At 54.4% G+C, this 19,564-nt stretch carries 14 protein-coding genes, 4 tRNA genes and 1 pseudogene; 6 read left to right on the top strand and 13 right to left on the bottom strand.

Annotated elements, in window-relative coordinates:
• The 13 genes and pseudogenes from C0623_02330 to C0623_02390 all read right to left on the bottom strand — a co-directional run.
• Positions 1 to 108, bottom strand: a 108-nt coding sequence (locus tag C0623_02330; GenBank protein ID PLY03054.1) for a hypothetical protein, incomplete at its 3' end; no start/stop codon positions are given.
• A 157-nt stretch (positions 109 to 265) separates the two neighbouring features.
• Positions 266 to 341 (bottom strand) — tRNA-Thr (locus tag C0623_02335).
• Positions 342 to 371: 30 nt separating this feature from the next.
• A tRNA-Gly gene (locus tag C0623_02340) sits at positions 372 to 448 on the bottom strand.
• A 107-nt stretch (positions 449 to 555) separates the two neighbouring features.
• Positions 556 to 640 (bottom strand) — tRNA-Tyr (locus C0623_02345).
• 46 nt (positions 641 to 686) lie between these two features.
• Positions 687 to 762: transfer RNA gene (locus C0623_02350), tRNA-Thr, on the bottom strand.
• 116 nt (positions 763 to 878) lie between these two features.
• Positions 879 to 1,382: a hypothetical protein gene (locus tag C0623_02355; GenBank protein PLY03055.1), complete on the bottom strand. Its 504-nt coding sequence runs from the start codon at positions 1,380 to 1,382 to the stop codon at positions 879 to 881.
• A gap of 194 nt (positions 1,383 to 1,576) precedes the next feature.
• Positions 1,577 to 2,332, bottom strand: coding sequence for a 23S rRNA (guanosine(2251)-2'-O)-methyltransferase RlmB (locus C0623_02360; protein PLY03056.1), 756 nt, complete (start codon positions 2,330 to 2,332; stop codon positions 1,577 to 1,579).
• 1 nt (position 2,333) lies between these two features.
• Entirely contained in the window at positions 2,334 to 3,056 is a 723-nt protein-coding gene (locus tag C0623_02365; protein ID PLY03057.1) for an orotidine-5'-phosphate decarboxylase, read from the bottom strand.
• Positions 3,057 to 4,283 carry a hypothetical protein gene (locus tag C0623_02370; protein PLY03058.1) on the bottom strand — a complete coding sequence of 409 codons (1,227 nt, stop codon included), beginning with the start codon at positions 4,281 to 4,283 and terminating at the stop codon, positions 3,057 to 3,059. It abuts the gene before it with no gap.
• Positions 4,284 to 4,312: 29 nt separating this feature from the next.
• A pseudogene (locus tag C0623_02375) lies at positions 4,313 to 6,034 on the bottom strand (proline--tRNA ligase).
• Between the two features lie 125 nt (positions 6,035 to 6,159).
• Positions 6,160 to 6,846, bottom strand: coding sequence for a haloacid dehalogenase type II (locus tag C0623_02380; GenBank protein PLY03059.1), 687 nt, complete (start codon positions 6,844 to 6,846; stop codon positions 6,160 to 6,162).
• 355 nt (positions 6,847 to 7,201) lie between these two features.
• The gene (locus C0623_02385) at positions 7,202 to 8,263 is read right to left on the bottom strand and encodes a 4-hydroxy-3-methylbut-2-en-1-yl diphosphate synthase (GenBank protein ID PLY03060.1); all 1,062 of its coding nucleotides are present in this window, start codon (positions 8,261 to 8,263) and stop codon (positions 7,202 to 7,204) included.
• A 71-nt stretch (positions 8,264 to 8,334) separates the two neighbouring features.
• Complete coding sequence (locus tag C0623_02390) at positions 8,335 to 8,934, bottom strand: glutamate synthase (GenBank protein PLY03061.1); 600 nt, start codon at positions 8,932 to 8,934, stop codon at positions 8,335 to 8,337.
• A gap of 118 nt (positions 8,935 to 9,052) precedes the next feature.
• On the opposite strand from C0623_02390, the gene yedF reads away from it, so the two are divergent.
• The 6 genes from yedF to C0623_02420 all read left to right on the top strand — a co-directional run bounded on the left by yedF (position 9,053) and on the right by C0623_02420 (position 19,484).
• Positions 9,053 to 9,637, top strand: a complete 585-nt coding sequence (yedF, locus tag C0623_02395; GenBank protein PLY03062.1) for a sulfurtransferase-like selenium metabolism protein YedF — start codon at positions 9,053 to 9,055, stop codon at positions 9,635 to 9,637.
• A 216-nt stretch (positions 9,638 to 9,853) separates the two neighbouring features.
• Positions 9,854 to 10,822: a hypothetical protein gene (locus tag C0623_02400; protein ID PLY03063.1), complete on the top strand. Its 969-nt coding sequence runs from the start codon at positions 9,854 to 9,856 to the stop codon at positions 10,820 to 10,822.
• Positions 10,823 to 10,836: 14 nt separating this feature from the next.
• Positions 10,837 to 12,081, top strand: a complete 1,245-nt coding sequence (locus C0623_02405; protein ID PLY03064.1) for a hypothetical protein — start codon at positions 10,837 to 10,839, stop codon at positions 12,079 to 12,081.
• A 30-nt stretch (positions 12,082 to 12,111) separates the two neighbouring features.
• The gene (locus tag C0623_02410) at positions 12,112 to 13,386 is read left to right on the top strand and encodes an efflux RND transporter periplasmic adaptor subunit (GenBank protein PLY03065.1); all 1,275 of its coding nucleotides are present in this window, start codon (positions 12,112 to 12,114) and stop codon (positions 13,384 to 13,386) included.
• A 36-nt stretch (positions 13,387 to 13,422) separates the two neighbouring features.
• A complete protein-coding gene (locus C0623_02415; GenBank protein PLY03066.1) occupies positions 13,423 to 16,677 on the top strand; it encodes a CusA/CzcA family heavy metal efflux RND transporter in 3,255 nt (1,084 codons plus the stop codon).
• Between the two features lie 323 nt (positions 16,678 to 17,000).
• Positions 17,001 to 19,484 carry a copper oxidase gene (locus C0623_02420; GenBank protein ID PLY03067.1) on the top strand — a complete coding sequence of 828 codons (2,484 nt, stop codon included), beginning with the start codon at positions 17,001 to 17,003 and terminating at the stop codon, positions 19,482 to 19,484.
• Positions 19,485 to 19,564 lie beyond the last annotated feature (80 nt).

Genomic DNA, 19,564 nt, shown 5'->3' on the forward strand with positions numbered 1-19,564 from the left:
AAGTACCTTGGTGATTGCTGCCGTCAATGTCGTCTTGCCGTGGTCAACATGACCAATCGTGCCTATGTTGACATGCGGCTTTGTTCTCTCAAATTTCTCCTTGGCCATTGTGCCAACCTCCCTTTCCTGATCTTTTGATTCGTTTGTTCCGAACTTATTTGTCTGTGCCCGGACACCAGATGAATAATCAATATAACCGATGTAACTGCTTCAAACCTTCAATTAACAAACTTATGTATATACTGGCCATCCCACAGATGTTGAATGGAGCCCACAACCGGACTTGAACCGGTGACCTCTTCCTTACCAAGGAAGTGCTCTACCGCCTGAGCTATGTGGGCACGAAACAACTGTCTGGGGAGTCACATTAATGGAGCGGGAAACGGGATTCGAACCCGCGACCCTTAGCTTGGAAGGCTAATGCTCTAGCCAGCTGAGCTATTCCCGCTCAAGATAAACAAAAAAATATTTTGGACTCGCTTCCGTTCGTCGTCCCAGTTCCTTCGGTCTTCGACCTCCTGGTCCACGCCGTACAGATAAATACCGGCAAGTTAATGGTGGAGGGGGGAGGATTCGAACCTCCGAAGGCTACGCCGTCAGATTTACAGTCTGATCCCTTTGGCCACTCGGGAACCCCTCCGGGGAACACTTCATATATAGTTTTTGGGCTGAGCCCGGGTGCTCAATGGAGCTGGCGACAGGAATTGAACCCGCGACCTGCTGATTACAAGTCAGCTGCTCTACCTACTGAGCTACGCCAGCACAGAAGGCGATATATACAACAGCGTCCGGTAAATTGCAAGGAAAAATTTGAAGTTTTTTTCTGCCGGGAAAAGCAGATCGCGGAGGTGCTAACCACTGAGGATCAAAAGGAAAAATTAGTCCTGCAGATCGGTCGGGAAATGAATTCGATCCATAAAAACGACGAACTTGTAAGAGACCCAGAATGCCAGCAGGGAATAGATGAAGGAGATCAGGACCGGGCCGACGATACCGAGATCAGATGTTGTCTCCATGATCAGCACAACCCCGCCAAGCCAGCCCAGAACCAGCACAACCCCGACGGTGCACCGGACCAGGGTCTTTATGACAACAAAAACACAAATAGCAACCCAGTCGTCCGGCTCATGCTCTTCTCTGGCTCCATACTGCAGGATCTCGACCAGCGTATCGTGAATCAGCGAGCCGATAACCGCCGCAAACACAAAAAAAAGGAGACCGGCGACCACCGCACTCCGGATGAAAGCATCAGGGTTGAGTTGACCGTCGCGAGCATAATCGTAACAGATCAGAACAAAAACGACAGCGCTGAGAACCGCGCCCGGAATCCAGCCTTTATCAAAGCGTTTCCAGAACTCTCGCAACTGCCTTGCCAGATCCATTTCAGCTCCAGAAGTTTTCTTGAAAATTATTTTCAAAAAAACTATTGACAATCCTGACTGATTTAGTTATAAATATAGCTACCTACCAACCCTACTTTTCGGGATGCTCCTTCCCCTCCTGGGAGCATCCCAATTTTTTTGCTTTTTTTCAAACGCAATCATCAACCTGCCATATCGAAAAAAAGAGTTGGAATTCAATTTCGACCTTTCTTCTCCACTCGTTGCCGAACAACTTCAAACAACGTCACCGCTGCTGCCACTGAAGCGTTGAGGGACGAAACCCCGCCAGCCATCGGAATCGACAGGAACAGATCGCAGCGTTTGCGCACCACCGGCCGCAAGCCGCTCCCCTCGCTGCCGACAACCAGAGCCAGATCGCCTTTGAGGTCAATATCATAAAGAGAGGATGCACCCTCCTCGCCGGCCAGGCCGTACAGCCAGACATGCTCCTCGCGCAACCGATCCATCGTACGTGCCAGATTGGTCACCTGGCAGAGCGGAATATGCGACAGGGCACCGGCCGCCGACTTCTCAACCACGCCGGTCACCGGGCAGGATCGATCTTTGGCAACAATAACCCCATGGCAGCCGACGGCGTCGGCACTGCGCAGGATTGCCCCGAAATTATGTGGATCGGTTATGCCGTCGAGAATCAGAATAAACACCGGCCGGTCACTCTGCCGGGCCCGCACGATCAATTCATCAATATCGATATAGGGAAAAGGTGAGATCCGGAGAAGAACTCCCTGATGCCGATTGTTGCCGGCCAGCTTATCGAGTTCCTGGCGCCGGCAGAGCCGCACCGGAATATTTTGCTGACGGGCTGTTTGCTGCAATTCCTCCAAACGGGGCGATCTGGCATCATCCTGCAGCAGCAACTCCTGCGGCTTGCGGCGACTGCCGCGGAGGGCTTCGACGACCGGATTGATCCCGTAGAGGAGATCGGACATATCAGCGCGCCGCCAGGGCGCTTTCCATTTCTTCGAGGATCATTTCAGCAGCGACTACCGGATCGGCCGCGGCCGATATCGGCCGACCAATAACGAGATAATCGGCGCCGGCGGAGATCGCTTCAGCAGGGGTCGTCACCCGCTTCTGATCATCCATCGCAGCAAAAGTCGGACGGACTCCGGGGGTAATGATAATAAAGTCATCACCGCAGGCCTCGCGAATCAGCCCGACCTCTTTTGGTGAGGCGACAACGCCATCCATGCCGGCATCCTGGGTCAATTTCGCCAGACGCGGCACCATCTCGGCAACAGGACGGTCAATACCGATCCCTTTCAAGGTCTCTTCGGTCGAAGAGGTCAGAATGGTAACGGCGATCCGCAGGGGACGATTCTCGCAACCGCAGGCATCGGTTTCGGCGACGACCCGCTCCATCATCTCGCGTCCGCCAAGGGCGTGTACGTTGAAAATCCGGGCACCGAGCCGGCAGGCTTCGACCCCGGCCTTGGCGACGGTATTGGGGATATCATGATATTTCAGATCCAGGAAGACATCACTCCCCTGTTCCTGGATCATCCGGACAACCTCCGGCCCGCACCGGGTAAACAACTGCTTGCCGACCTTGAACACACCGACTTTTTCATGCAGCAACTCAACCCATTTTCGGGCCTCGTCAAAGCTGTCAACATCAAGGGCAAAAATCAATCTTTCTCTGGCTGTAATCATTTATTCACCTCTGCCGATCAGGCTCTTGATGCGCTCGGAAACCTTCTGCACCCTCTTGATCAGTTCAGCCGATTCTTCGTTTGGCAGGTTTTCCTTGGCAGAAATACACTCCATGTAAATAACTTCACTCAGGGCGTCAGCCAGAAGCCGTTTTTTGTCGCCCTCTTCGAGGCCATCGAGGTTCGCCATAATCCGGCCTCCGTCAACCGAACCATCCTTGCCGACTGTGACATCACGAAAAACATAAGAATATGGTTGCGGCAGATCACGGATAAAGATCTGGACCTCTTCGAGGAACGAATCATGGACGGTCGATACCTGTTTTGCCATGGCGACCAATGCACCATTGAACACAGAGAGCAGATCACCGAGATCACCCTTGACTTCGGCTACCGCTGGCTCTTCAAGTGAAACAACTTTTTTACGGATCAGGCCATGCAGAATTCTGAGACCGTCAAACTCACCGAAACCGGCCCGGCGAATCAGTTCCTTGACGTTACACTGCTTATCGCGAATTATTTCGATAAGACTCTGTTCATCCTCGTCAAGGGTCTGGCCACGCTGGTTACCGAGAATCGGAACCGCTTCTACCGAAGGAATTTCACGCAGATAGAGCGCCCGTTCGTCAACCCGACGCAACCCTTCCATAATCAGATTCTGGGTATTCAGCGAAAGACGAACGATCTTGTCTTTTTCGATCGTCTTGTTGCGCATACAGAAATCGCCTTCTTTAAAGGTAAAGATCGAATAGATGATTGCCTCGACCTGCTGGCGAATTGCCAACCAGAGATCCTTGGCAGTAATAATCTCTTTTTCGACCAGAATTTTACCGACCGGCGCAGCAGTGCTTCCGACTTCCTTGATCTTTTTCAGGGTTGCCTGGTTAATCTTGCCCAGATCATACAGAACCTCGGGCAGAGATTCATGGGGGAAGGTACTCGAAGCAAAAACGATTTCTCCTTCCGAGAAAAAAAGCTCCTTGCTCCCCCCCTTGAGATTAAACAGGAGCGAACCGTTCTTGCGGAACATATTGCAGAATGAGAGAAGGTCGGTCACGGTCACTTCACCGATCGCTCCGGCCATCAACATCGGCCCTTCATCGGTATTCGCCAGAAGGATGTGTTGCGACGAAAGCGATACCTCATCCAGGTCTTTTTTACCGATGGCCGCAGCACCTCTGGATGAAATTGTGATCCTGCCAGTGCTATCAATAGACTGTTTCGCCATGCAATGAGTCCTTTATCAAAAGTTGGCAGTTAAGCTTCAAGGGTCAACGCCGCGGCGACCCGCTCGGTCAGATTCGACACGGCCTGGTCGACCGGGATCATCTCGCGCTCGCCACCGGACCGTTCCTGGAGCTCAAAAGCTCCCTCCTGCAGTCCCCTGGCCCCGACTGTGACCCGTAAAGGGATGCCAATCAGGTCAGCATCCTTGAACTTGCTGCCGGGGCGCTCGTCGCGATCATCAAGCAAAACCTCGATGCCGGTGTCGAGAAGTTCCCGGTAAATTTTTTCGGCGGCATCACGGACCGCATCATCGTTCGGGTTCAACATTGTGACAAGGACCTGGAAAGGCGCAATCGGCATTGGCCAGATGATACCATTTTCGTCATTGTTCTGTTCAATTGAAGCCGCCACCGTCCGGCCGATTCCAATTCCATAACAACCCATCACCAGATTCCGATCCTGGCCCGACTCGTCCTGAACCCTTGCACCGAGCGCCTCAGAATACTTGGTGCCGAGTTTAAAAACATGCCCGACCTCGATACCACGCCAGACTTCGAGCCGACCGGCACAACGCGGACAGGGATCGCCGCTTTCGGCCTGACGCAAATCGGCAAAAGCCTCTACGTTGAAGTCCCGACCACAGTTGGCTCCGGTCAGATGGGTATCGGCCTGATTGGCACCAACAACAAAATCGCTCATTGCCTGTACGGCCTGGTCTGCCAGGATGCGGAGTTACAGGCCGACCGGTCCGGCGTAACCGCTCGGCGCTCCGGTCACTTTTTCAACCGCTTCGTCGGACGCGAACTCGAGATGATTGCAATCGAGATAGTTGCAAAGCTTGATTTCGTTCAGTTCATGATCGCCGCGCAGCAGCACCGCGACCGTCTCGTCCGCATCGGTGGTTACGAGCAGGGTCTTGACCGTTTGCTGTGGATCGACCTTGAGGAAAGAAGCAACCTCTTCGATGGTTTTTTTGCCCGGGGTCGCAACCTCCGCCAAATCAGCCAAAGCGGTCGGCGCCTCAGTCGCAGGCGGTTGCAATTCGGCCTTTTCGACATTGGCAGCATATTCGCAGCTGTCGCACGAGACGATGGCGTCCTCACCCGATTCGGCGAGGACCATGAATTCATGCGACGAGCTCCCGCCAATATTGCCGGAATCCGCTTCGACCGCCCGGAACTTGAGACCGCAGCGTTCGAAAATCCGGCGATAAGCCTGGTACATCTTTTCGTAGGCAGTATCGGCGCCGGCATCATCAACATCAAACGAGTAGGCATCTTTCATGATAAACTCGCGACCACGCATCAGGCCGAAGCGGGGCCGGATTTCATCACGAAATTTGGTCTGAATCTGGTAAAGATTGATCGGGACCTGGCGGTACGATTTGATTTCACGCCGGGCGATATCGGTAATCACCTCTTCGTGAGTCGGTCCGAGACAGAATTCTCCGTCTTTGCGATCCTTTAACCGGAGCAGTTCCCTGCCGTACTGTTCCCAGCGGCCCGATTCGATCCAGAGTTCAGCCGGGGTCACCATCGGCATATGCAGCTCGATCGCTCCGGCCCGGTTCATTTCTTCACGGACAATCTGCTCAACCTTGCGCACGGCCCGCAGACCGAAAGGCATATAGCTGTAGATACCGGCGGCAACCTTGCGGATCATGCCGGCCCGGATCATCAACTGATGACTGATCACCTCGGCATCGGCCGGGGTCTCTTTCGTTGTCGGGAGAAGATATTGAGTATAACGCATGAGAAACCTCTGTTTGCTGGTAAATAGAGACTGCCGCAAGGGCATAATCAGGCACAGAAATTAGCTTATTTCCGGGCAGATTGCAAGGAAACTTGAGTAAAATCGAGGCACAGAGCAGGTGGGTCTCAATTGGAGAGCAGTAGCGGTAATTCCTTCAGCGTTTTGATTTCTGATACCGGTTCTCCCGGGAGCCGTTCCGGCTTCTGGCCGAAGCGGTTCACCCAGACGACATTCAGCCCGAATGTTGCTGCTCCGGCCACATCCCAGGCATTGGAAGAAAGGAAGCAGAGCTCGGCGGCCGAAACATTGAAATAATCGACCCCGAGTTGATAGGTCCGTGGGTCAACCTTGAATACGCCGGCTTCTTCGACCGACAAAATCGCGTCAAAATGATCCTTGAGTCCGGCATTCTCTACCGCAGCCTTGAGCATCATGGGTGAGCCATTCGAGAGAATTGCGAGCCCGACATCCCTATCCTTTAAATCCTTGAGGGTCTGAGCCACTTCAGGATAACAATCGAGACGAAGATATGCATCGAGAAGCTTCTGGCGAAGTTCTTTGTCATCTATACCATAACTGTCCAGGGCAAAGTCGAGGGCATCCTGCGTCACCTGCCAAAAATCGGCATGCTTGTGCATCAGGCTTCTCAGCCAGGTGTATTCCAGCTGCCTGTTCCGCCAGAGTTCGGAAATTTTGGCAGCATCGCGACCGAGCAGATCGATATACTGACCGACCGCGGAATGGACATCAAACAAGGTGCCGTATGCATCAAAAAGACAGGCCCTGATTCCCATTGAACCGATTTTAGCCATAATCGTCTCCTGCAAGCTACCTATCTAATTCGTACCAGATTATAATAGCCGATTTATGCAGCGATTCAGCATTCGTAAGTCCAAAAAAACCTTTTTCCTGATTTTCTGTCAATATTTTACTTGATTTCAAAAAACAGCGAAACAATCAACAATTCGGTTCGTAAAGCCGACAAGGTTCTCTGCCGTTCCGAAGACAAGATACGGGATCGGATTAAACTAATAACAGGAGGAAATAAAAAGACAAGTACCGGGCCAGCGTTGTCAGGGACCCGGCGAATCATTACCGGGCATGCCTGATTGGTCCTGATTCTAATGAGACAGCGGGCGATTGCCGAAACTGTCGACACTTAAAGCATCAACTTTTCTCTTCGATCATTTTCCGGGCTTCCTCCAGCAACGCTTCAACCATCTCCGTCTCCGGAACTTTACGAACCAGTTTCCCTTTCCTGAAAATGACGCCCTCCCCCCGGCCGCCGGCCAGACCGAGATCAGCCTCGCGCGCCTCCCCCGGCCCATTGACAACACACCCCATGACCGCTACCGATATTTTCTTCGGCAGTCCATGCAAACGGCGTTCAACTTCCTCTGCGACATCGATCAGGTCGATTTCGCAGCGGCCGCAGGTTGGACAGCTGATAAAAACCGGGCCCCGCTCGCGTAACTCCAGGCTCTTAAGAATCTCCCAGCCGACCCGGATCTCTTCAACCGGATCGCCGGTCAGCGAAACCCTCAGGGTGTCGCCGATACCTTCGGCCAACAGCGCCCCGATGCCGATCGCGCTCTTGATCGTACCGCTCCAGATCGTACCGGCTTCGGTGACTCCGATATGCAAAGGGTAGTCAACCTTGCCGGCGAGCATCCGGTAGGCAACAATCGTGCGTTGTACATCGGAGGCCTTGATGCTGACCTTGATCTGGTCAAAATTGAGATCTTCGAGAATACGGATATTGCCAATGGCGCTGACCACCAGGGCCTCGGCACAGGGATGGCCATAGGCCTCCAGCACTTTTTTCTCGAGGGAACCGGCGTTGACGCCGATCCGAATCGGGATACCGCGATCGGCACAGGCCGCCACGATCTCCCTGACCTTCCAGGTCTCGCCAATATTCCCGGGGTTGATCCGCAAAGCGTCGACCCCGGCCGCGACCGAGGCGAGAGCAAGTTTGTGATCAAAATGGATATCGGCGATCAGCGGAATCGGACACTCGGCCTTGATCGCCCTTAACGCTTCAGCCGCTGTTGCGTCTGGAACGGCGCAACGAACGATTTCGCAGCCAGCTGCGGTCAGTTGCCGAATTTGCTCAAGGGTGGCTGCGACGTTGCGGGTATCGGTGTTGGTCATCGACTGCACCGATACCGGAGCGCCGCCACCGACGGCAACATCGCCAACCATAATTTGACGGGTATTTTCTGTCATGGAATCTCCTGCGAAAAGACTGAATGCATTTAGCCATGCAGGAGGGATGAAGTCAAGAGGCGGAGGCTGAATCACTCTCCGGGAAGAGCGGCAGGAGGAGCGCCCGGAAGAACCTTGAGCAGGCTGAAGGCCCCACGCAGTTCACCGGTTCGATAGCCGGTCGCCTTGTCGTCGGGATATCTCGCCGCAATCTGGCTCGCGACCTCAGCCGACAGGTTCGACCCGTGGCAGGTCAGGCATGGCTTCTGCACAATAATCGGCTTCATGTAACGGAAGACGCGACGACCTTCAACATTGATCAGCTTGGCAAACTCGAAAGAAGAGAGATCGTCACCTGCGGCCTGGCGCATTGCAAACAGTTCAAGGACATCCCGCTCCCAGGTATCGGGGCTGTTGCCTGGATTTCTTGCCTTGAATGAGGTCCGCCGAATCTCCCAGCCACTACTCGACATCAGCCGGTCAGTAATCCCTTCGACCTGCAATCGGCACGCCCCCAGGGCATCGGCGGCACCTTTTTCACGTACGTCACGCGACACCCGTTGCCGGAGCTCTCCGGCAATAATTTCAATCTGCGAGCGGGCCTGCCGCAACAATTTCACATCAGCACTTTCGGCCAACACCGTCAGCGGTAAAAGAAACAGCAGCCCTGTTGACAGTAATAGACGGAACATAATCGACACCTTTATTTGAAAATATGAATTATCATATATTTTATTTTAAATCAACACTTTGGTTGCACTGTTTCGCGACCTCCTCTACTATATCCCGATCAAATATTCAGGAGTATTTATGAAAACCCTCGATATGCGAAAGCACCAGTGTCCCTACCCGGTCGTACAAACCCGCAAGGCGATGCTCGATGATCCCGAATCGCCGCTGACGGTTCTCGTCGGCGACGAAACCGCCCGGGAAAATGTCAGCCGCCTCGCAGAAAGTATGGGTTACAGCATCGATACGGAAGAAAACGACGATACCTATACACTCAGCCTCGCGCCGGGCGAAGTTAAAAAGGAAGAAGCGGCCAGCCAGACAATAAGCGGCAAAACCGTGACTCTGATTACCTCTGAATTGATGGGCCGGGGTGATGATGAACTCGGCCACATTTTGATGAAGAACTACCTGGTGACCCTCACCGAAATGGCCGATGCCCCTGACAAGATGCTGCTGGTCAATAGCGGTGTTAAACTGGCCTGTACCGGCTCCGATGCCATAGAGGCTCTTGAAAAACTTGCCTGCATGGGGGTCGATATTGCTTCGTGCGGTCTCTGTCTTGAATTTTACGAGCTCAAGGATAGCCTGCTGGTTGGCCGCACCACCAATATGCTCGAAGTAGCCGAATCGCTGCAGACCGCCGGAAGACTTATCAGGATGTAATCAACCTTCCAGACAAGCTCCCACCATGCTCAGCAAATTGCAAAATTTCGGCACCGTATTGCAAGTTGGGATTGTTTCAGCGTAGAATACCGTCCTGAAAACTAATATATTTACATACTATCCATTCCTATGTCGCATAGTGAATGACTGTTTCTGGAAACCGCATTTTTTACAGGTTTTCTCATACATGCCGGACAGAAACAGAGAGGGGTCAGGATGAGTTCAATACGGTTATTCGCTATCGCGTTATCGCTTTTTATCGTTTCTGGCTGCGTCTCTTCTTCCGGGAACGGATCGACCAGGCTGAGCGCAGAAAGTTCACTTGAGGTCAGCCTCTCTCCCTTTTACCTGGTCAACCATTCGGCAACAAACTCCGATCATGCCTGGCATTTGACGCGGGTCGTTTCCGCCGGCGAACCGATTGCCGGGTTCCTGAAACCTAACCAGATGCTAAGGGATGCTTTTGCCGAGTCGATATTCAGTTTGAAGCTCGCTCCGCAAAAGTTATCGAGCGGTGACAGCAGTCATAGCTTTAGCGATGCTTGCGGCGGTGGTTACACCACGGAGATCAAAGTTGCGGCCGACGGCAACTTCGTCGGCGCCATAATTTTTTCCGGATTTGCCGACGATTGCAGCCTCGCCTTGACGGGTCGCGTCCCTTTTAAGGGGAGTCTGAACCAGGAAACTGGTAACCTCGAGACCGAACTCACCCTCTCGCAACTGAAGGGCGCTCTCGGGACATCGAGTTGGACGCTGGGCGGCGAACTCTCTCTCTCTTTCAATGCGTACAAAGGCACCAGCCAGGTTTTTTCCGGGGAATCCGAAGTATCACTGGCGGATGAAACCGGCGACCGGTGTCGGCTCGACGATGTCGCATTCCGATGGGATCATACCGGCGTATACCAGACTGTCATCCTGAATGGCCGAATCCATTTTGCAAATCTTGGCTCCGTACGGATCGAGACGACCAGCCCGCTGGAAATCAGCAATACTCCGGGGAGGGCGCATTCGGTTTCCCGGGGGACGCCTCCCGCGAACCATAAACGCAGACTTCCGTTCAATGGCGCCCTTCTCTTTCACGGAGCCAACAACAGCAACGTACGCTTATTGTTCTCGAAACCAGGCTTCCCGGGGTTTTTCTGGATTGACGGTCCCAATGGGTTGCAGACAATGGGGACCCTGTAACCAGGGGCTATGCGATGGCTTCAAGAGCTGTAGTCGCCAGGCTGCGTCCGATACTAAGCAAAGCTGCAGTCCACATTGCCTGTTGCAGCCTGCTTGTGCTCCATGGTCCGCTGTTGAGTCATGCGGCGCCGGCCTCTCCGGCTATTGACACCGTCGAACAATTAGTCGAAGAAGCCCTGGCCAGCAATCAACAAATCATATCGGCCAAGGCCAAGGCCCAGCAATACAACACCCGGATCCCATTGGTCGATAACCTCAGCGACCCCTTCCTCGCTTTTTATTATCTTGATTTTCCGATTGCCAATATCAGTGGCGGTTTCACCCAGACCGAAAACCAGGAAAAAGCCAAACCGGCACTGAAAGTCAATACCGAAAGCGTCCGGGGGAGTATACTGACCGGCCGCGACATGGTCGAAAACCAGGCCCTGTGGTTCGATTATCTGAGTGAAGAAACAACGCTTCAGGTCGTTAGTTCCGTCAAGGAGAATTTTTTTCGGCTCTATTTCCTTGACAAAATAATTGCTTCCAATGAACAGAACCTGGTGTTCCTTGACAGTGTTATTGAAGCGATCGGCGCACGTTATTCCGTCGGCAAGGAGAGCCAGAGCGATGTTTTGCGTGTCCAGGCAGAGCGTTATCAACTGCAGGCGGAGTTAATCCGTCTGCAACAACGCCGACTGACCATCAAAAACAGTCTGAACTACCTGACAGCACGCCCCCTGGGAAAACCGGTTTCTCCTGCTGTAAAACCGGAGTTGACCCATGAAAACCTGCCGAAGCAGCAGTCCACAGCAATTGAGCTATCCTCTACCTTGTACCAGAACAAACCACTGATCAAAGGGTACCAGGCTCTTGGCGGGCGGTTTAAAGCAATGCGCGGCATGGTTCAGATGTATTTTAATCGGGAAGTTCAAGACGAAGCGATGTACGAAGCGGACAGCGGCTATCGATCGATCAAGGCCAAGGGCACCGACTATTACAATGAGACTATTGCCGAACTGCAAACGACAGTCGCCGACATTGAGAGCAACAGGGAACTGGCCAACCTTTATGGCCGCGTCATCGTCCCGCAGACGCACCAGGCTTTTGAGGCCAACCTTGCTGACTTCAGAGTCAACCAGGAGAGTTATCAAACCGTTCTCAAAACCCTGCTCGATTTGAATAAACAGCAGACCCTTTACTACCAGGCCCTGTCCGATTACATGACCGGCATGGCGAAACTGGAACTATTAAGCGGTGTCAACCTCAACGAACGTTGAGCGCCGACATCTTCGGCCGAGGTATCTTGCATGCGATATTTATTGTTTCTATTAACATTCGCGATCTTTAGCACAATCGCCCTGCCCCTTACCCGCACGGCCCTGACCGCAACCGTTCAGGCCGCCGAAGACGCCGAAAAATTCACCTGCGGCATGCATCCGATGGTTGTCGTCGACGAGCCGGGTCTTTGCCCGATTTGCCAGATGGACCTGACACCACTGACCCAGGGGAAAAACAATAAATCGGCCGGCCAGATCATCGAAATTGATGCCATCACTTCCCAGAAAATGGCGATCAGAACGTCCACAGTCACTCGCCGCAACATGGTCCGGACCGTTCATACTGTTGGCGTCGCTGACTACGAGGAACCGGGGCAACACGCGGTTAACAGCAAAGTGAGCGGCTGGGTCGAAAAACTCCATGTCAACCAAACCGGCCAGAGTGTCAACAAGGGAGACACGCTGCTCGACCTTTACAGCCCCGAACTGGTAGCGGCCCAATCAGAGCTGCTATTGGCCCTCAAGAACATGGATAAAATGGAACAAAGCGGCTTCAGCAATGCCGAGAGGGATGCGCTGCTGCTTCTCGAATCGGCGCGGAAGCGGCTGCAACTATGGGATATCAGCCAGGAGCAGATCACCGCACTGGAAACCTCTGGACAAGTTCAAAAGACCTTGACGATTCTGGCGCCGGCAAGCGGAATCGTCTCGAAAAAGCTGGTTCGCGAAGGCGAGTTCATCCAGGCTGGAAGAGAGCTTCTCGAGATTTCCGACATCTCAAAAATCTGGGTCTACGCTTATATCTACGAATATGAAGTCCCCTGGGTCAAGGTCGGTCAGGAAGCGAACCTGACCTTCCCATTCCCTCACGAGCCGATTAGCGGGCGTATCGATAGAATCTACCCTTATCTCGACAAGCGCTCGCGCACTATCCGGGTCCGCATCGCTCTCGACAACTCGAACCTCCGGCTCAAACCGGACATGTACGCCGACGTCGAAATCATGACCGAATCGGTTCAGGATAAGATCAGTATTCCGGCAGAGTCCGTATTGTACACCGGGAAACACAGGAGAGTATTTGTCGACCTGGGTGATGGCCACTTCGAACCTCGCCGGATCACAACCGGGTTGAACGATGATTCGGGATACGTCGAAATTCTCGATGGACTGCAAGAGGGAGAACAGGTCGTCACCTCGGCTCAGTTCATGCTCGACTCCGAAAGCAAGCTGAGGGAAGCCCTGCAGAAAATGCTGACGCCTGAAGTCCCCTCTGAACCGGAAGAGAACCTGGATGACCTTTTTTAACTGTTATTGTTCTCCCGAAAATGAAGAGTCAGGCATATGCTCGTAAAAATTATTGAATGGTCGATCAATAACAAGTTCATCGTTGTCCTGTTGACTTCGTTTATCGTTGTTGCCGGCATCTACAGCCTGCGCAATACGCCGATCGATGCGATTCCGGACTTGTCCGACGTACAGGTCATCATCTATACCGAATACCCGGACCAGGCCCCCCAGGTGGTCGAAGACCAGGTAACCTATCCCCTGACGACACAGATGCTCTCGGTGCCGAAAGCCAAGGTCGTCCGCGGCTACTCTTTTTTCGGATATTCCTTTGTTTACCTGATATTCGAGGATGGGACCGATATCTACTGGGCGCGTTCCAGGGTGCTCGAGTACCTTGACCAGGCCGCCGGAAAACTGCCGAAAGGCGTATCGCCGAGCCTTGGTCCGGATGCCACCGGTGTCGGCTGGATCTATGAATATGCTCTGAAAAGCGACGAACACGATCTGCAGCAGCTGCGCTCGATACAGGACTGGTACCTGCGATACCAGCTGACTGCGGTTGAGGGGGTTGCCGAGGTGGCGAGTATCGGCGGCTTTGTCAGGCAATACCAGGTGGCCCTGAATCCGAACCGCATGCTCGCCTACAACATCTCTCTGTCGCAAATCAAGAAAGCGATCCAGAATAGCAACAACGATGTTGGCGGCCGCCTGCTGGAGATGGGCGAGACCGAATTCATGATTCGCGGGCGCGGCTATCTCCGCGACATCTCTGATATCGAAAAGATCGTCGTCGGCAATGACAGTGATGGCGCGCCGGTACTGGTCAGCAACCTGGCTACGGTCACCCTTGGCCCCGAACTGCGCCGCGGCATTGCCGAACTCGATGGCGATGGCGAGATCGTCGGTGGCATCATCGTCATGCGCTACGGCGAAAACGCGATCAAAACCATTGATCGCGTCAAAGAGAAGCTTGATCAATTGCAAAGCGGTCTGCCGGATGGGGTCGAACTCGTCCCGGTCTACGACAGATCGACTCTTATCGAACGAGCGGTCTGGACCCTGAAGATCAAGGTCCTCGAAGAATGCCTGGTCGTTGCCCTGATCACATTCCTGTTTTTGCTGCATCTGCCGAGCGCTCTGGTTGCCATTATCACGCTGCCACTGTCAATCCTCATGGCTTTTGCCGTGATGCACTCCCAGGGGATTAATGCCAACATCATGAGCCTGGGCGGGATCGCCATCGCGATCGGGACCATGATAGATGCCGCGATCATCATGACCGAAAACATGCACAAGCATTTAGAACGGAGTCGGGGGCAGAAATCGCACTGGCAGATCGTTATCGAGGCCTCGAAAGAGGTCGGCCCGACCCTGTTTTTCTCCCTGCTGGTCATCACCGTCTCCTTCATCCCGGTTTTCGCCCTGCAGGAGCAGTCCGGGCGACTGTTCAAACCACTGGCCTATACCAAAACCTACTCGATGGCGGCCGCCGCTCTCTTCTCGGTGACCCTGGTCCCGATCCTGATGGGCTGGTTTATTCGCGGCCGGGTCAAACCGGAACAGGCCAGTCCCCTGAATCGGTTTTTCATCAGGATCTACCATCCGATGATCGATTTTGTCCTGCGGCACCGCCGGCCGACCCTGCTGGTCGCGCTTGTCCTGATTGCCTCAATTGCCTGGCCGCTGTGGCTGGCACCGCGTCCCCTCGGGACAGAATTCATGCCGGCCCTCTACGAAGGCGATCTGCTTTATATGCCAACGACCCTTCCCGGCATCTCGACCACCAAGGCCCGGGAGCTGCTGCAACAGACTGACCAGATCATCGCTGCGTTCCCTGAAGTCGAAAGAACCTTCGGCAAGGTCGGGCGCGCCGAAACAGCGACCGATCCGGCCCCTTTATCGATGTTGGAAACAACAATCATGCTCAAACCGGAATCGGAATGGCGCATGCTGCACCAGGATCGATTCTACACGGAATGGTGGAGCTGGCTCGAATTCATCAAAATCCCGCTGCGGCTGGTCTGGCCGGAGAAAACAAGGATTACAGTCAACCAGCTGATTGAAAAACTCGACCAGGAAATCCAGTTCCCGGGTCTGACCAATGCCTGGACAATGCCGATCAAGACCAGAATCGATATGCTGTCGACAGGTATCAAGACCCCGGTTGGCATTAAAGTCCTCGGCGAAGACCTCGAAGTTCTGTCGGAGATCGGGCAGCAGATAGAAGCGCTTATGCGCAAACAGGAAGGAACGCTCAGTGCTTTCTCCGAGCGGGTGGTTGGCGGCTACTATCTCGATTTCGAAGTCAATCGTACCACCGCCTCGCGCTACGGGCTGACGGTAGGCCAGGTTCAGGAAGCGGTTCAGGTCGCGGTCGGCGGCATCAATGTCACCCAGACCGTCGAAGGGAGAGAGCGCTACCCGATCAATCTCCGCTACCAGAGAGATTACCGCGACGACCTCTCCTCGCTGAAGAGAATACTGGTTCCCCTGCAGGATGGCTCCGGCAGTCATGTTCCCCTGTCGCAGCTGGCCGATTTGAAAATCGTCCAGGGACCGCCGATGATCAAAAGCGAAAACGCACTGCAGACGGCATGGGTCTATGTCGACCTGCGCGACATCGATGTCGGGACCTTTGTCGATCGGGCGAAGCGGGTTGTCAGCGACAACGTGTCATTGCCGGAGGGCTACACCATCGTCTGGAGCGGCCAATATGAATATCTTCAGGCCGCCAAGGAGAGGTTCCGGGTCATTATTCCACTGACCCTGCTGCTCATACTGCTTATTCTCTACCTCAACACCCGTTCCGTCATCAAGACAGCGATCGTCTTGCTGGCCGTGCCATTCTCGCTGGTCGGTGCCTTCTGGTTTCTTTACATCCTCGGATACCACATGTCCGTCGCCACCTGGGTCGGTATTATTGCTTTGGCCGGCCTCGACGCCGAAACCGGTGTCGTCATGCTGTTGTATCTTGACCTGTCTCATCGGCTCTGGAAAAAAGAGGGACGCATGTTGAACAGAGGCGACCTGGTTCAGGCGATTCATCACGGCGCCGTGCGCCGGATCCGACCCAAGATCATGACGATCGCCGTCATCGTCGCCGGCCTGCTGCCGATCATGTGGAGCCAGGGCACCGGAGCCGATGTCATGAAACGGATCGCCGCACCGATGATCGGCGGGGTCATGACCTCAGGCATCATGGAGCTGCTGGTTTACCCGGTAATCTTTTTCATCTGGCAGCAACGCAAGTTACTGCCAGAGATACACCCGACCGACCCCAACCCGAGTATCGATCGAGACCAGGCGTAACCCCCGACTGAACTTCATTACGCCGGGAAAAAGTATTTTCACGCCAGCAACTATGGGCTGAAATTCATCGGCACCAGCAAGAGTAGCCGATGGCTACCTCACTTTTCGCATTTCACCCATTGGCAATAATTCCCATCCTGCTACAATCCTTACAAAATAAGTAAACAATACATAAGAACTGTTTCACTTTATTACCGATATCTGCTTAAGGCGAATACTCCAGAAACCAGGTTATGCCGTGAAACCAGAAAAAGCTTGAAAGCAGTTGATTGTAATAAGGACCGACAAGCAGTACCAACATGAAAGAGAAGGGGAGATAAAAAATGAAAAAGAACCACTTGAAAAATGGCAGCTTCTGGTTCATGCTCCTGGTCGCTACCGCCCTGTGCGCAAACAGCGCCATGGCGGCTCCGCTGCCGGGAGGGACTCTGGACCCGACGACAATTACCAAGTATGTCCAACCGCTCGTCATTCCTCCGGTCATGCCGAAGGCAGTGACTCAACCTGCCGTAACTGATGCTGCTGGCAACCCGGTCCCTGTACCGGCCGCCGAGTACAACATCGCTGTTCGGCAGTTCAAGCAGCAGATCCTCCCGGGTGGCGTCTGGAATACGGTGAACGGTCGAGCCGACGCGTTCCCGCCAACTCCGATCTGGAGCTACGGCTCAGCCTCGGATGATCCGGTCGCTGTCGCCAACTACACGGCCCCGGCACCACTGGCCGCGCCCGGGACCCCGACATTCAACTATCCGGCCCTGACGGTTGAAGCAACCGCCTACACTGCCAACACCGTTCGCTGGATCAACGACCTGAAGGACCCTCTGACCGGGAATTACCGACCACACCTGCTGACCGGTACCGTTGACCAGACGTTGCACTGGGCCAACCCGGCCAACTCCGGCTGCGTCAACGCCAACCAGGTTCCGCAGACCGACTGCAACACCTACAACCCGACACCATACACCGGTCCGGTACCGATCGTTACTCACGTCCATGGCGCGCACGTCAACGCCAACTCCGACGGCTACCCGGAAGCCTGGTGGCTGCCGGGCGCAAATAACATTCCGGCAGGCTATGCCAAAACCGGAACCCTGTACACCCAGTATAACGTGCTCACCGGTCAAGCGCAGGATGCGCAACAGCGTGATGCAAATGGCAATATAACGGGTACCGTTCAGGTCGATTTTGATCCGGTAGACGGCGCCGCGTTCTACAGTTACGAAAACACCCAGCCGGCAACCACCCTCTGGTACCACGACCATTCGCTCGGCATTACCCGCCTCAACGTTTATGCCGGCCCGGCCGGTTTCTGGTTGCTCCGTGGCGGTGCCAACGATGTGCCAGCCGGCACCTTGCCAGGCCCCGCCCCGGTTCTGGGTGAAGATCCGAACTTTGATCCGGTCGTTCGCGCCAAGATTCGCGAAATCCCGGTTGTCATCCAGGACCGCTCGTTCAACGCCGACGGCACGCTCTTCTACCCCAACAATCGTGCCTTCTTTGACGGCTTCAACGGCCCCTACGTTGGCGCTACCGATCCGGTTACCGGTCAACAAGTCAGTGATATCAACCCGATCTGGAACCCGGAAGCATTCTTTAATACCATGGTCGTCAATGGCACCACCTGGCCTAACCTCGATGTTGCTCCGGCCAAGTACCGCTTGCGCCTGCTCAACGGCAGCAACTCGCGCTTCATCAACCTGTCGATGTTTGAAGTCATAAAAAGCAAGACCGATAAGAAGCAAATCATCCAGGGGAAGACCAAAAAAACCTACAACGACAAGTATGGTGCGGAACTTCCTTTCTACCAGATCGGCGGCGACCAGGGATTCCTGCCGCAGGTTGTTAAAATCCAGACCGGCATGATCACCGCGCTGCCGGGCAATGGCACCCTCCCGGCGCCGGCCCTGCTGCCCGATCCGATGCAGGCTCTGCTGATGGCCCCGGCCGAGCGGGCTGACGTTATCGTCGACTTCAGCGGCCTGCCGGACGGTACTGTTATCCGCATGATCAACACGGCTCCGGACGCCCCGTTTGGCGGCTTCCCGGACATCCCGGCCGACCCGGCAACTTCCGGCCAGGTCATGGAGTTCACAGTTAACAGCGTTGCCGTACCTGTTCTACCTACAGACTTGACAACCGCATCACCCCTGGCTCTGACCCTGCCGGCTGAAGCAGCGAATGCCAAAGCTGTTGCTCAGAGCCGCCCTCTCAGCCTGAATGAAGAGGAGTCGATGCAGGTCTGTGTTCAGGTCAGCCCGACCGGCGCAATCACCACGGTCGCGACCTTCCCGCCGCATACCCTCAACATCGCGGCCCAGTGCGCTGCCCTGAACGCTGTTCCGCAGGCTCCGAAAGCGGCACTGCTTGGCCTGATTCAGAATGATCCGACCCAGGCGACTCCGGCCCTGCCGGCAGGTCCGCTGGTTGGCGTACCGCTGATGTGGAAAGACCCGATCACCGAGAACCCACAAGTCGGTGATACTGAAAACTGGGACTTCTACAACCTGACTGTCGACGTACACCCGATTCACATGCACCTTGTCCGTTACCAGATCCAGCATCGCCAGCTGTTTGACCCTCTCTCTCCGACATTCGCGCCAATTGGCCCGCAGGTTCCACCTCTGGCTAATGAGCTCGGCTACAAGGATACCGTTCTCTCGTATCCGGGAGAGATCACCAGGGTCAAGGCGACCTTTGACCTGCCAGGTCTCTACGTCTGGCACTGTCATATCGTCGAACATGAAGACAACGAGATGATGCGTCCGTTCTTCGTCGGTGCGAAACCGGCTAACTTCCCTGTACCTTAACCAGCAGATAGGACGTCAAACAGGAGCCACCTTCCCTTGTCGGGGAAGGTGGCTCTTTCTTTAAAGTTTGCTAAACTTTG

This window comes from Desulfuromonas sp. (assembly GCA_002869615.1).
In the GTDB taxonomy this organism is placed as follows: domain Bacteria; phylum Desulfobacterota; class Desulfuromonadia; order Desulfuromonadales; family UBA2294; genus BM707.